General features: G+C 42.7%; 12 protein-coding genes. 4 read left to right on the top strand and 8 right to left on the bottom strand.

Annotation, left to right across the window (positions count from 1 at the left end; all coding sequences use genetic code 11):
* Window positions 1-16: 16 nt before the first annotated feature.
* The gene (gene msrAB, locus A7456_RS05710) at window positions 17-1,702 is read left to right on the top strand and encodes a bifunctional peptide-methionine (S)-S-oxide reductase MsrA/peptide-methionine (R)-S-oxide reductase MsrB (RefSeq protein WP_067008461.1); all 1,686 of its coding nucleotides are present in this window, start codon (window positions 17-19) and stop codon (window positions 1,700-1,702) included.
* A gap of 139 nt (window positions 1,703-1,841) precedes the next feature.
* On the top strand, window positions 1,842-2,477 hold the full coding sequence (locus A7456_RS05705) for a DUF1294 domain-containing protein (RefSeq protein ID WP_067008458.1): 636 nt from the start codon (window positions 1,842-1,844) through the stop codon (window positions 2,475-2,477).
* Here A7456_RS05705 and A7456_RS05700 read toward each other — a convergent pair.
* Both A7456_RS05700 and ftsY read right to left on the bottom strand, forming a co-directional pair.
* Window positions 2,465-2,992: a methylated-DNA--[protein]-cysteine S-methyltransferase gene (locus A7456_RS05700; RefSeq protein ID WP_067008455.1), complete on the bottom strand. Its 528-nt coding sequence runs from the start codon at window positions 2,990-2,992 to the stop codon at window positions 2,465-2,467. The genes A7456_RS05705 and A7456_RS05700 overlap by 13 nt on opposite strands.
* Before the next feature lie 56 nt (window positions 2,993-3,048).
* The gene (gene ftsY, locus A7456_RS05695) at window positions 3,049-3,987 is read right to left on the bottom strand and encodes a signal recognition particle-docking protein FtsY (protein WP_066886499.1); all 939 of its coding nucleotides are present in this window, start codon (window positions 3,985-3,987) and stop codon (window positions 3,049-3,051) included.
* Between the two features lie 176 nt (window positions 3,988-4,163).
* Here ftsY and A7456_RS05690 point away from each other — a divergent pair, with 176 nt between their 5' ends.
* On the top strand, window positions 4,164-5,189 hold the full coding sequence (locus A7456_RS05690) for an ABC transporter substrate-binding protein (RefSeq protein WP_067008452.1): 1,026 nt from the start codon (window positions 4,164-4,166) through the stop codon (window positions 5,187-5,189).
* Between the two features lie 52 nt (window positions 5,190-5,241).
* On the opposite strand, the gene A7456_RS05685 is transcribed toward A7456_RS05690, so the two are convergent.
* The 3 genes from A7456_RS05685 to A7456_RS05675 all read right to left on the bottom strand — a co-directional run bounded on the left by A7456_RS05685 (window position 5,242) and on the right by A7456_RS05675 (window position 8,347).
* Window positions 5,242-7,518, bottom strand: coding sequence for a primosomal protein N' (locus A7456_RS05685; protein ID WP_145916072.1), 2,277 nt, complete (start codon window positions 7,516-7,518; stop codon window positions 5,242-5,244).
* 187 nt (window positions 7,519-7,705) lie between these two features.
* Complete coding sequence (locus A7456_RS05680; RefSeq protein ID WP_066886505.1) at window positions 7,706-8,086, bottom strand: Rid family detoxifying hydrolase; 381 nt, start codon at window positions 8,084-8,086, stop codon at window positions 7,706-7,708.
* A 63-nt stretch (window positions 8,087-8,149) separates the two neighbouring features.
* A complete protein-coding gene (locus A7456_RS05675; protein WP_065256459.1) occupies window positions 8,150-8,347 on the bottom strand; it encodes a hypothetical protein in 198 nt (65 codons plus the stop codon).
* Between the two features lie 232 nt (window positions 8,348-8,579).
* Here A7456_RS05675 and A7456_RS05670 point away from each other — a divergent pair, with 232 nt between their 5' ends.
* The gene (locus A7456_RS05670) at window positions 8,580-9,362 is read left to right on the top strand and encodes a M48 family metallopeptidase (protein ID WP_067008446.1); all 783 of its coding nucleotides are present in this window, start codon (window positions 8,580-8,582) and stop codon (window positions 9,360-9,362) included.
* Window positions 9,363-9,430: 68 nt separating this feature from the next.
* Here the strand turns inward: A7456_RS05670 and A7456_RS05665 are convergent, their stop codons facing one another.
* From A7456_RS05665 to gmk, 3 genes are all read right to left on the bottom strand, one after another.
* Complete coding sequence (locus tag A7456_RS05665; RefSeq protein WP_066886511.1) at window positions 9,431-11,629, bottom strand: RelA/SpoT family protein; 2,199 nt, start codon at window positions 11,627-11,629, stop codon at window positions 9,431-9,433.
* Between the two features lie 236 nt (window positions 11,630-11,865).
* Window positions 11,866-12,126, bottom strand: a complete 261-nt coding sequence (gene rpoZ / locus A7456_RS05660) for a DNA-directed RNA polymerase subunit omega (RefSeq protein ID WP_066885931.1) — start codon at window positions 12,124-12,126, stop codon at window positions 11,866-11,868.
* A gap of 111 nt (window positions 12,127-12,237) precedes the next feature.
* Entirely contained in the window at window positions 12,238-12,870 is a 633-nt protein-coding gene (gene gmk / locus A7456_RS05655) for a guanylate kinase (RefSeq protein ID WP_066885928.1), read from the bottom strand.
* Window positions 12,871-12,979 lie beyond the last annotated feature (109 nt).

Below are 12,979 nucleotides of genomic sequence, written 5' to 3'. Positions count from 1 at the left end.
CAGGGGTAAATTAAGCATGTTTTCCAAACGATTCATCAAAAATATTGGCATTTTTGGACTTAGTGCCACCACAAGCATCTTTACGCTCATCGCTTGTGGTAAAAGCATCAATGACCATCATGGCAACCAAACCGAGCTACACCAAAGCAGCGATGTATTACCCAATGAGTTATTATCACAACTGCACAACTTACCTCAGATAACCTCAGGATTGGGCGATACAGGCAAAGATGTCATCAACCCAAATAAACCCACATTGGTAAAATTCTGGGCAAGTTGGTGTCCTCTGTGCCTAGGCACACTACAAGAAACACAAGACTGGCACAACGACCCCAAATTTTCAGACTTTAATATTGTTACTGTTGTCAGCCCAAATCACCTTGGAGAAAAACCCACTCAGGCCTTTAAAGATTGGTATCAAGTATTACAAGCAGACTATCCTACCTTACCTGTACTAATTGACACAGAAGCGAAAATCATCACTCAGCTGGGCGTACAAGCCTATCCAAGTTGGGCAATATTAGACAAACACGGTAAACTTGTGTATCTTAACAGGGGAAATCTAAGCCAAGAACAAATGAACTATTTGGCAGATAATCCTAATGCCCTAGAAGCCTTAAAAACACAAAACAGCACCATGACCCAACCCAGCCAAAACACCAACTATTACAACAGTAATGGCAATACGGCTAACGTGAGCACCATCTATTTGGCAGGGGGCTGTTTTTGGGGTGTTGAGGCTTATATGGAACGCATTGACGGCGTTTTGGATGCGGTAAGTGGCTATGCCAATGGCAGTCCAAATCTACCAAATCCAAGCTATGAGGAGGTTATCAGAGGTTCAGGTCATGCCGAGACCGTCAAGGTAACATATGATGCTGACAAAGTGGATTTAGATACATTATTACAGTACTATTTTCGCATTATTGACCCCACCAGCATCAACAAGCAAGGCAATGACCGTGGCATACAGTATCGCACGGGCATTTATTACGTCAATACACAAGATAAAGCGGTCATTGATAAAGCACTAAACACCTTACAAGATAAGTACCAACAAAAAATTGCCGTTGAAAACCTGCCGTTATCCAATTTTAGCATGGCAGAAAACTACCATCAAGATTATCTTACCAAAAACCCTGACGGTTATTGTCATGTTGATTTAAGTCTTGCCAATAAAAAAATCACCAAAAACAGCCCCAATACTTTGGCTCTGGCAAAGACCGTTGATGAAGCATTAGAACCAACACGCTATCAAAATTTTGATAAAGATAATTTAAAACAAACCCTAACCGATGCCCAATATCGTATCACGCAACAAGCAAAAACAGAATGGGCATTTAGTCATGACTATGACCAATTATTTGATGACGGCTTGTATGTAGATGTTGTTAGTGGTGAACCTTTATTTTTATCTACCGACAAATACAATTCTCGCTGTGGTTGGCCAAGCTTTACAAAACCCATCACCCCAGAGGTCATCACCGAACACAAAGACGACAGTTATAATATGATTCGCACAGAAGTGCGTTCAAGAGTGGCGGATTCACATTTGGGACATGTATTTACTGATGGGCCGCAAGACAGAGGGGGTTTGCGTTATTGTATCAATGGCAATGCACTAAAATTCATACCAAAAGCACAGATGCAAAAAGAGGGTTATGGAGCTTTATTGCCACTTATTTTACCTGCCAGACCGTAAATTTTGTATAAGTATTATTTGTATAATTATTATAGGGTTGGGTTATATTTTTTAGGTTATTCATTTTTGGCAGTCATTAACCCATTGGTTTAAGATGACTGTCATTATTAAGTATTTTTAGCAACTTTCAAGGATTGATATGCAAAAACATCATGGTACGATTGCCAAATTTGACAATGAACGCAAATTTGGATTCATCCAATTTGATAATAAAAACAGACAAATCTTTTTTCACGTGAGCCGATTTAAAGCAGGTAGAAACCCCAATATTGGCGAGCAGGTTTTGTTTGATATTGGACAAGACAAACAAGGCAGACCTGTGGCAATCAATATCCAAGAAGCCCAATTTGTCGCCCAAAAACAGCAAGAACAAAAACAAAAACAACAAGCCTACAAAGCCTATCAAGAACGCCAAGAACAAAAACACGGTCAGTTAAATTTATTGTGCGGTGTTAGCGTGGTGTATTTGCTGATTTTAGCGATTGTTTTATTAATGAGCGGTTTATCTTTAAAGCTATTGGGCGTGTATTTTATTATGGGCATTGTCAGCTTTTTTATATATTATCAAGACAAAGTCAAAGCCCAAAATAACCAATGGCGAATCCCCGAAAATACCTTACACACCATTGATGTTTTGGGCGGTTGGATTGGGGCGACTTTTGCTCATAAATTATTAAACCACAAAGCCACCAAAGCTGATTTTAGGGTGGTATTTTATATCACAGTTGCATTAAATATCATCGGGTTTTTGGCATTGGTGTTTTATGTCAAATAACCCTGTTCTAACGCCAATAATTTTTCTTTAATATCCACCCCACCTGTATACCCACCCAGCGTACCGTCCGATGCTATCACACGATGACACGGTATGATAAGCGAGATTAAGTTTTTGCCATTGGCGTTAGCACACGCCCGAAAAGCGGTGGGCTTATTTATCATGGTTGCCAGCTCTTTGTAACTTATCGTTTGTCCATAAGGGATTTGGCAGAGCGTTTGCCAGACTTTTATTTGAAAATCAGTGCCATGCGATAAATCAAGCGGTAATTCAAATGCCGTACGTTTGCCTTTAAAATACTCATCTAATTGCTTTATAACCTGCAAGGCAATTGATTGATTTTTATCAGCATCTTTTAACTCCGCCTGTTTTATAAAAACCGCATGCTGATTTAATTTATCAAAAATTTGGGCGGTTTTGTCGTTATACCAATCTAACGCCAATAACCTGCCGTCTTTTACCGTCAAAGTAATCATCGGCAAATCTATGGGCGGATAATAATGCGTGGTTATCATAAGTTTGTTTTTAATTTATCCTATATAATAAAAGGTGAAATACATTCGCCTTTTTGTCATTTTTCCTCGCCGATGAGTGCATCTACAAATTCTTTTGAATCAAAGGGCTGTAAATCATCAATACGTTCACCCACCCCAATAAAACGAATGGGCACGTCGGTGGTTTGGGCGACATTAAAAACCACACCCCCTTTTGCTGTGCCATCTAGCTTGGTGATGGTAACACCTGACAATGGAGCAACCTCGCCAAACAGATTAATCTGACTGATGGCATTTTGACCTGTGCCAGCATCTAGCACAATCATGCACTCATGCGGAGCACTCTCATCTGCTTTTTTCATGACACGAATGACTTTTTCAAGCTCATTCATAAGATAAGTCTTGTTTTGTAGTCGCCCTGCGGTGTCAGCAATCAGCACATCAATGCCTTTGGCTTTGGCAGACTGCATGGCATCAAAAATCACCGATGCACTGTCTGAACCTTGTCCTTGTGCCACCACAGAAATGCCGTTTCGTTCACCCCAAACTTGCAGTTGCTCGGTGGCCGCTGCACGAAAAGTATCACCTGCCGCCAACATGACCGATTTGCCCTCACCTTGTAAGCGTTTGGCAAGTTTACCGATGGTTGTCGTTTTACCCACGCCATTAACCCCAACCATTAAGATGACAAAAGGCTTTTTGGTTGTGTCAATGACAAGTGGTGCAACCTTGGGCTCTAAGATGTTCACCAATTCCTTTTTTAGGGCTTTATATAACGAATGCGAATAAATCAAATCACCCCGTGCTGTCTGTTCAGTAAGGCTTGTGATAATCCTGTTGGTCGCTTCTACACCAATATCTGCCGTAAGAAGCTGGTCTTCAACCTCCTCTAAAAGTTCATCATCAATCTCTTTACCGCCAACCAATACATTCATCAGACCTTCTGATAAATTCTTACTGGATTTGGACAACCCTGCTTTCATGCGGGCAAAAAATCCGCTTTTATTCTCACTCATGTCTGCTTGCTCATCTTATAAAATATGCAATTTATGATAGCATATTTTTGAAGATAATTAAAATTTAGCTGTCAGAAAATGACGATATTTATCAAAAATCAATCAAAAATCGCTGTTTTTTTATGTTAAATGTGTTAAATTATCCAATTTTTAGCGTGTTTATTTTAAGGATTTTTATGAAAACGTACGCCCTATCCGCCCTAAGTATTGCCATTACTCTACTGGTCGGTTGTGATAATGACAAACCTGCCACCAAAGAGCATTCCACCCAAGAGACTGCCACACAAAAAACTCCAAAAACCATCGCCATCAGTGCCATCGTTGAACATCCATCGCTTGATGACATTAGAAAAGGGGTGATTTATGGCTTAGGGCAATACGGCTACCTAGAAGGGCAAAACTTAACCGTCAATTTCCAATCAGCACAAGGTAACATGGCTACCATGGGGCAGATATCCAAACAATTCGCCGCCGATGCCCCAGATGCCATCATTGCCATCACCACCCCCACCGCCCAAAGTTTGGCAGCTGCCACTCAAACCATTCCACTCATCTACACTGCCGTCTCTGACCCTGTGGCAGCCAAACTCATCAATAACAACAATCAAGCCTTACAAGCGAACATTACTGGTCTGTCCAGTCAGTTACCGCTTGCCCCTCAGCTTGACTTATTGACCCAAATCAAACCTGATGCCAAACGCATTGGTTTTATATATAGCCCTGGTGAGGCAAACTCTGTCGCCATCAAAGAACAGCTTGCCACCGAACTGCCTAAGCGAGGCATGACGCTTGTGGATATCCCTGCCAATCGTTCAGCGGATGTAGCTGCTGCCACTCGTGCCTTGGACGGACGTGCTGACTTGATTTATACATCACTAGATAACGGCGTGGCATCGGCGATGGAGGCCATGGTTGGGATTGCCAATGAGTTAAAAATTCCCATCATTGCCTCTGATGAGTTTAGTGTCAGACGTGGGGCGAGTGCAGGACTTGGAGTTAATGATTTTGACTTTGGGGTAACCACTGCCAAACTGGTCGCCAAAAGCCTAGACGGCACTCAGCCTACTGATATCACCCCTGAGGTTATGAACACACTCACCCTCTATGTCAGCCCCAAACACGCCCAAAATCAAGGCATTATTATCAGTGATGAACTCATAAAAGACGCCATCAATGTAGATAGCGTACCACGCAAAGAGTGATGTTTATCAAAAATTATCATTTTGCCAAAGTAATTTGTCATATTTTAACAAACTACCATCCCACAGGGTCAATGTCTATCGTCATCTTGACCCCCCGAGAGCTGGGCAGGGCAAGCACACCCTGCCACCACCATGACAGCACATCATGCAGAGCTTTGCGTTCTTTGGCAAGGATGAGCATCTGCACATGAAAACGATTGTTCTTTTTGACCATTGGGGCATCAATGGGAGCAAGCACAGCAAAAGGGTGGGCATTGGGCAGATGATTTTTTGCTCCAATAATGGCATTTTTGGCAGCATCAAGCCGATTCCCATCTGCCCGAATCAGCACCGCATGGCTATAAGGTGGCAGTCCCAACTCGCATCGCTCTGCCAACAAGTCATGAGCAAATTTATCATAACCTTGACGTATCAAATCAAGCAGTAGCGGATTATCAGGATTTAGCGTCTGTATCAGTACCTTCCCTGCTCGCCCTGCTCGCCCTGCCCTGCCAGCCACCTGCATGATCATCTGAGCGGTGCGTTCGGGTGAGCGAAAATCAGGTGACAAAAAACCACCATCAGCATTGACAATCACCACAAGCGTTACATTGGGGAAATGATGACCCTTTGCCAGCATTTGCGTCCCTACCAATATCATCGGCTCGCCTGTGCTGACACGCTCATACAACTTATCCCACGCCCTTTGACCACGCACCGTATCACGGTCTATCTTCACGATGGGATAAGGGGTTTGGACGGTTTGAGGATTAGCAAAAATACCATGCAACCTTTCATATAATTGCCCTGTTCCTTGACCCAAATGCACAAGATTGGGACTGTGACAACCTGGACAAATCTTAGGGGTGACCACTTGATAGCCACAATGATGGCATTTTAGGTAATCATACAGATACTGCTCATTGGCGTGATGTGCTTTTTTAAAGGGATTTTTATGTAAAGTCAGATGGCTGCTACACCGCACACAGTCCGCTTGCCAGCCACATGCCCCACACAGCAGTATCGGAGCATAGCCACGCCGATTTAAAAACATCAGCACCTGCTCACTTCGCTCCAAAGTATCACGCACCGCCTGTACTGTCTGATGAGACAACTTAGTATCACGGCTCTCGCCTGCCATGTCCGTCTGCCACAGTGTGCCTACTCGCATGTCCACAAGGTCAAAGGTGGGCGGTGTCGCATTCCCTGCCCGCTTGGTCAGTTTACATTCATACAGTTTATTATCATGGCTAAGTTTGATTTGTTCAAGACTGGGCGTTGCCGTGCCTAGCACCACGGGGATTTGTTTTAGCACACCCACATACAACGCTACATCACAGGCATGATATCGTAAATGGTCTTGTTGTTTAAAACTTGTGTCATGAGCTTCATCAACGATGATCAGCCCCAAATTGGCAAATGGATAAAACAGTGCCGAACGTGTGGCGATGATGATTTGAGCCTGTCCTTGACGACATGCCTGCCATCCCAACAGTCGTTCTTTGTCATTGAGTGCTGAGTGCAAAACAACGACATTCGCCCTAAAACGTGCCAAAAAACGTGTCCGATTTTGTGGGGTTAATCCTATCTCAGGCACCATAATCAGTACCTGCCTGCCCTGTGCCAATACCTGTTCCATGGCATGTAGATAAACCTCGGTCTTGCCTGAACCTGTGATGCCATTTAACAAGATACCCCGATAACACCCATCATGAATACTCTGGTTTATCTGCATCAGTGCCGAGCGTTGTTCGTCGTTTAGGGTAAGCGGTTCTTGTGCCATCTGAACCTGTGGGGGAGGTGTGTTTGGTGTGGTGTGGCATTCTATCAGCCCTTTTTGGGCAAATAATGCCAAATTTTTCTCTGTTACCCCAAGCATGTGCAAGGTGTATTTGGTTGCATTGGGATTATCACGAATAATGGCAAAATTGGCATGCTGTTTTTTGGCGGTTTTGCTTAACACGTTTTTGACAAAATCATCATCAACATGGGCAGGTACCCGATACCGCCGTATGTCATCACTAACATCCACCCCTGCCTTGATAAGCGTGGGTAACATGACCGCCATCGTATCGCCAAATGGATGATGATAATAAGATGACAACCATCTGGCAAGTTTAAAAAAATATTCATCAAAAATCGGCTCATCATCAATCACATCAATGAGCGATTTTAGCTTATTTTGTGGCACATCACTGTCATTAGGATGAACATGTCCCACCACGATACCAATCAGCTCTTGGTGAGAAAATGGTACTTTGACACGCACACCCACCTTGGGCAACACGCCTATCACACGATAATCAAAAAGACGATAAAGCGGTACAGGCAGAGCAACTTGGATTAACATAGTGTCATCTTTACAAAAACAAGACATTATAAATAAAGGCATTATTAAACATCAGAGTATTAAACAGACATTTTTATGGTAAATATCCCACATACCATAAGATGGACATGTTTTAACACCAAATAAACACCAAATAAATAAGGGCGGTGTTCGCCCTTATGTACGATTGCACGATGAGTTAAAAAGTTCATTCAATATACAAAATCGCCTCAATCTCTACCAATGCTCCTTTTGGCAAGGCTGCCACTTCTAGGGCAGCACGAGCAGGATAAGGAGCGGTCAGACGAGACTCAAAGATTTGATTTAATTCATCAAAATCATTTAAATCATCCAGTGATACATTAAACTTAACCACATCCGCCAAACTGCCACCAGAAGCTTGGGCGATGGCTTCAATATTATCAAATACTTGCTTGGCTTGGGCGACAAATCCATCACGCAAGGTCATGCTGACAGGGTCAAGTCCAATTTGACCTGAAATATAGACAGTATTACCCACTTTGACAGCTTGGGAATATGTTCCCACCGCTTTTGGGGCATCATTGGTATGAATGATTTGTTTTGGCATGGACAGCTCCTATCATTTAAAAAGTTAATGCCAATGTTTATGCTAAATGTTTGATTGTCATCTTTATGTATTTATTTGTTTGTTTATTTTATTGGCTTGCCAATAAGCCACGATTTCATCCCACAGACTCATGGCAGGCTTGCCAGTATAGACAATATTGCCTGCGACATTATCAGAGGTTTTTGGCAAAATGCTCGGTTCGGTCTTACCTAAAAAGTGAGCAACTTCATCTTTTGAGTTTAGGTCAATATGACAGCACATCGCAATCTCCTTTTATGAATTTTATGAAGCAAAAGTTATATTTATAGCAACCGATCCGAGTGGACAGATTGCTTTGATATTTGTCATATTAAACAAAATACGCCAAATATTCAAGTATTTTTTACTGTTAAATCATTCTTTCGCCGTATTGTTTTTAGATTTTGAAAATGCTATGATAATCAACAAATCGTCTCTTAGGACAGATGGGATAAGGATGCTTACAGGATACTTTATGAAAAAATCAAGCATTACCCTACTTAGTGTCATTTTGACTTTATCAGGTTGCACAACCGTTGCTGATATGGTAGGCATGGACAGCAAAACCCTAAATGCTCAGGCAGGATCAAACTACCATCAAATACTCAGCAAAGCTCAGATTGATACCACATCAAACACCGCCAAAACCATCCAGCGTGCCTTTAACCGCCTAAGACCGCATGCCAACTCTCTAAATAATACAGGCATGCGTTTTGATTGGCAGATGACCGTCATCAAAGACCCAAAAGAAAACGCATGGGCGATGCCAGGTGGCAAGATGGCGTTCTACACAGGGCTGGTCCAGAATTATCACTTGACCGAGAGTGAGATTGCTGCCATTGTTGGGCATGAGATGGCTCACGCTTTACTAGAACATAGTAAAAAACAAATGGGGGCAGGTGTACTCTCTGATTTGACAGTGCAACTGGGTGCCATCGCCGTCCAAACCAGAACAGGCTACGACCATGATTTGATTAATTTTGGGGCAAGTATGTTGCATGAATATGGGTTTGATAAGCCCTACTCTCGCCATCACGAATACGAAGCGGACGCCTTAGGCATGCAGCTGATGGCAATGGCAGGCTATAACCCCGCTGATGCCATCAATGTCTGGAAAAAGATGAACGCCAAACAAGATGGTGGTAGCAAAGCTGGCGGTATTCTCTCCACTCACCCCAGTAACAACAGCCGCATTCAAGCCATGGAAAAACTTCTGCCCAAAAACCGTGCCATCTATGAACGTGCCATCAGACGTTAATCTGCCAAATCATCATAACACACCCTGCACATTAGCAGGGTTTGTTTTTATTAATAAGCATAAACACATTAGGTTGGCATTTGATACAGTCGCATGATACTAGGATAACCCAGTATTTGACGTAGTTTTATGATGCCCTCCTCCAAATGAGATCGAGAACGCACCACCACTTGTATGAAAGTTGCCCCAACCCCACCGCCTAATTTCTCATCCGCTTTCACCGATGTCTGTTCAATACCAATATTTAAATCACGCAACTCATAAATCGCCTGACTCATCTGCTCTTCGTTTAGTACAGCGTAGATTTTGAGTGTGGCAGGAAAATGTAGCTGTCCAATGGAATTGTTGTGGTCAAGTTTGATATCAACTTTCCAATTGAGTTGTATGACCTGATAAGGGTTGTCAGCACGGATATTTTCCAGTGAGTAACATTTATGGCGATGCACGATTAACCCTTGACGTGCTGACAGATGCCCGACGATGTTATCGCCATACATGGGATTGCAACATTTGGCAAAGGTAATCTCCACGCCTTTAATTCCCGCCAGTAAATGCTTGGTTTGGGTAATTCCTGCCTCATCTGCCTCATCCACCTCTTCGCTAAACAAGCGAGAGACAACCAACTGTGGCAGTAGCGTACCTGTGGCAATTTGTAGAAAAATATCACTTTGACTTGCCACGCCACGCCACGCCAAAATGTCCGCCCAGTCCTGCTTTGATAAGTCGTCCAGATTTTTATCATAAGGTTTTAACGCACGCATCAAGGCTTCTTTGCCATAATGTTCTTTTTGGTCGTGGGGTAGGCGTTTTAGGAATTTTAAAATCTCATTGCGTGCTTTATTGGTCGCCACAAAACCAAGCCAGTCCGCTTTGGGTGTGGCATTTTTGTCAATGTCAATACTCACCGTATCGCCATCAGCCAACACCAGTCCTAGCTTGCCATGCTCACCATTAATGTCCGCCCCTGTGGCAATGTTACCCACAGCAGGGCCAACCGCATAAGCAAAATCCAAAGCCGTTGCCCCACGAGGTAATTCATAGGCACGCCCTTGGGGGCTATAACAGACGATTTTACGTTCATGCAGATAGCTCATGAGTTCATTGATGACTTTAAGCGATGTTTCTGCATCTTCGCCCTCAACTGTCGCCAAATCCTTCATATTACGTAGGCTTGCCTGTATCACCGACTGACTGATGTCATTTTTGCTATTGCCCAGCACACCCAAGCGAGATGCCTCCTTCATGCGTACGGTCATGAGTGTTACTTTGATAAAATTATAATCCTTTTGATAAATCAGCGACAGTGACTGATTGCCACCTGCTAGGGGTTTTCGGATATTATCCTGAATGTTACGGTCAGCGATTTCAAACTTTTGAATGAGATGATATGCCAATTTATCACATGCTCCGATATCTTCTAGCACCACCTCAAAATCATACTGACGAATCAAGCGGTTGGCTTGCCCACGGTTTTTAAAGAACTGCCGATACATATTTGTTCTATTATCCAGCACTTGCACATGACCTTTTAGGTTTAGATGTCCCAGCAGGTTTTGTAGATAAGTGCTGATTTCAACTTTTTGAAAATTACGCCCCAACCCATGTTGTAAGAGTTTATCATTAAATTTGTTATACATGACAGGATTAAGATTGCGATAACACAAAAGCTCAATATAGTCAGCGATGTCATTTAGCCCCATAATCCGAGCAAATGGCACATAAAAATCCAAAGTCTCACGAGCGGTTGATTTTTGTTTTTCCTCTCGCACCGCCTCCATGGTACTCATGTTATGTAAGCGGTCGGAGAGTTTAATGATGAGTACACGAGGGTCTATCAGTGTGGCATTTAAAATCTTGTGAAACGTCGCTGCCTGTGATTGCTGTTTGCTCATGTTGGCTGATTTTAGTTTGGTAACACCATCTACAAGTTGTGCCACCGTCTCACCAAATTCACTCGCTATCAACGCACCGCTAACCTCGGTATCTTCTACTGTATCATGCAAAATTGATGCAATGATGGTATCTCTATCCAATAAAAACCCTGCCAAAATCTGTGCCACAGCAATGGGATGAGTAATGTACGGTTCACCCGATTTGCGTTTGTCCTTAATGTGTGCCATGTCTCCAAAATGACATGCACGTAGCACATCCTCTCGCTCTTTGATATTTAGATAGCTTACCGCATTCATGAGACTGTCTTTGGCTTCATCTACCAAAGGATGACTAAAACGTACGGGGATATTGTTGGCGTGGTAATTGGCTAGCATGGCTTTTTGCTCGGTAAGGTGTTGGTTGTTTTTAAAATTGACATGAAGTTCTTGAAGATTCGTTTTGTATAAAAATCTCCAATCCGAACCTTATAATTAATCATTTTTCACACAAACTGTCAAGAAAAAAATATATATTTTTATAATAATATTAGAAAATTAATAAAATAAAAACAAAAAACCATGCCAAAAGCATGGTTCTAGGTCGGTATGTGCTGTATTAGGCATACATTGTATCAAAAGCCATTAGCCAACGGGTCAAACGGTGGTGGTTCTTTTTTTACGTATACTTCCTCAGGCTTATCCAAAATCGCACGGGTCACATGACCATCAGCAATCTCACGCAAGGCAAGTACCGTTGGCTTATCACCCTCAGGGGTTACCAATGGGTCGGCACGCCCTGTGGCAAGCTGACGTGCTCGTCTTGACGCCACCAAAATCAAATCAAAACGGTTGTCTACCGTATCCAGACAATCTTCAATCGTTACTCGTGCCATAAATCACACTCTTTGCATTAACAATAATCCATTATTATAACAGATTTTGACCATTTTAAAAGCAAAAATTAGGACATGTTCAGTGTTGTATTTATCATGGAGATGGGCATTTTAATTTGCCAATAGCTGACTGATTAATTTTTCGTGGCGTGCCGTTTGCCTGTCAATGGCAAGACGATAGGCGGTAATGATGGATTTCATCTCAAAGAGTGCCACATCAAAATCATCATTGATGACCACATAGTCAAAGTTTACATATTCTTGCATTTCACGCACCGCCCCTGCCAGTCGGGTCTCGATAACTTTTGTGGCATCTTGGTTGCGATTTATCAGACGCTCACGCAAGGCCTTGCGACTTGGTGGCAGGATAAAAATCATCACCGCATGAGAAATGAGCTTTTTAACTTGTAATGCTCCTTGCCAATCAATCTCCAAAATCACATCCATGCCAGCACTTAGCAAATCATTAACCGCCGTCTTGCTGGTGCCATAATAATTACCAAATACCTGAGCATGCTCCAAAAACTCACCCTCTCCTACCAAACGGACAAACTCATCCCTATTGGTAAAATAATAATGCTCGCCATCAATCTCGCCACGTCTTGGGGGGCGGGTTGTGTGCGAGACGCTGACCACAAGATTTTTGGTTGTGGCAAGCAGTTCTTTGACCAATGATGTCTTGCCTGTACCTGATGCGGCGGTGATGATAAAAAGTGTGCCTTGGGTGGGGCTTGGGTTGGTCATGACAATCTCGCCAAATGATAATATTTCATCAATTATAGCACAAATTAGCATATCCTAAAATGACAAATTATGGTAAAGTAAACCGTTTGATGTTGAATTATTTTAAGGT

Source organism: Moraxella nonliquefaciens, assembly GCF_001679005.1.
Taxonomy (GTDB): domain Bacteria; phylum Pseudomonadota; class Gammaproteobacteria; order Pseudomonadales; family Moraxellaceae; genus Moraxella; species Moraxella nonliquefaciens.
This window is presented reverse-complemented; position numbering and strand designations above follow the sequence as displayed.

Excerpts from the sequence above, each read along its gene's own strand:
- ftsY (WP_066886499.1), bottom strand. The coding sequence starts at position 3,987 with ATGAGTGAGAATAAAAGCGGATTTTTTGCCCGCATGAAAGCAGGGTTG.
- A7456_RS05685 (WP_145916072.1), bottom strand. The coding sequence starts at position 7,518 with ATGTTAATCCAAGTTGCTCTGCCTGTACCGCTTTATCGTCTTTTTGAT.
- A7456_RS05675 (WP_065256459.1), bottom strand. The coding sequence starts at position 8,347 with ATGTGCTGTCATATTGACCTAAACTCAAAAGATGAAGTTGCTCACTTT.
- rpoZ (WP_066885931.1), bottom strand. The coding sequence starts at position 12,126 with ATGGCACGAGTAACGATTGAAGATTGTCTGGATACGGTAGACAACCGT.
- A7456_RS05690 (WP_067008452.1), top strand. The coding sequence starts at position 4,164 with ATGAAAACGTACGCCCTATCCGCCCTAAGTATTGCCATTACTCTACTG.
- gmk (WP_066885928.1), bottom strand. The coding sequence starts at position 12,870 with ATGACCAACCCAAGCCCCACCCAAGGCACACTTTTTATCATCACCGCC.
- msrAB (WP_067008461.1), top strand. The coding sequence starts at position 17 with ATGTTTTCCAAACGATTCATCAAAAATATTGGCATTTTTGGACTTAGT.
- A7456_RS05705 (WP_067008458.1), top strand. The coding sequence starts at position 1,842 with ATGCAAAAACATCATGGTACGATTGCCAAATTTGACAATGAACGCAAA.
- A7456_RS05700 (WP_067008455.1), bottom strand. The coding sequence starts at position 2,992 with ATGATAACCACGCATTATTATCCGCCCATAGATTTGCCGATGATTACT.
- A7456_RS05670 (WP_067008446.1), top strand. The coding sequence starts at position 8,580 with ATGAAAAAATCAAGCATTACCCTACTTAGTGTCATTTTGACTTTATCA.
- A7456_RS05680 (WP_066886505.1), bottom strand. The coding sequence starts at position 8,086 with ATGCCAAAACAAATCATTCATACCAATGATGCCCCAAAAGCGGTGGGA.
- A7456_RS05665 (WP_066886511.1), bottom strand. The coding sequence starts at position 11,629 with ATGCTAGCCAATTACCACGCCAACAATATCCCCGTACGTTTTAGTCAT.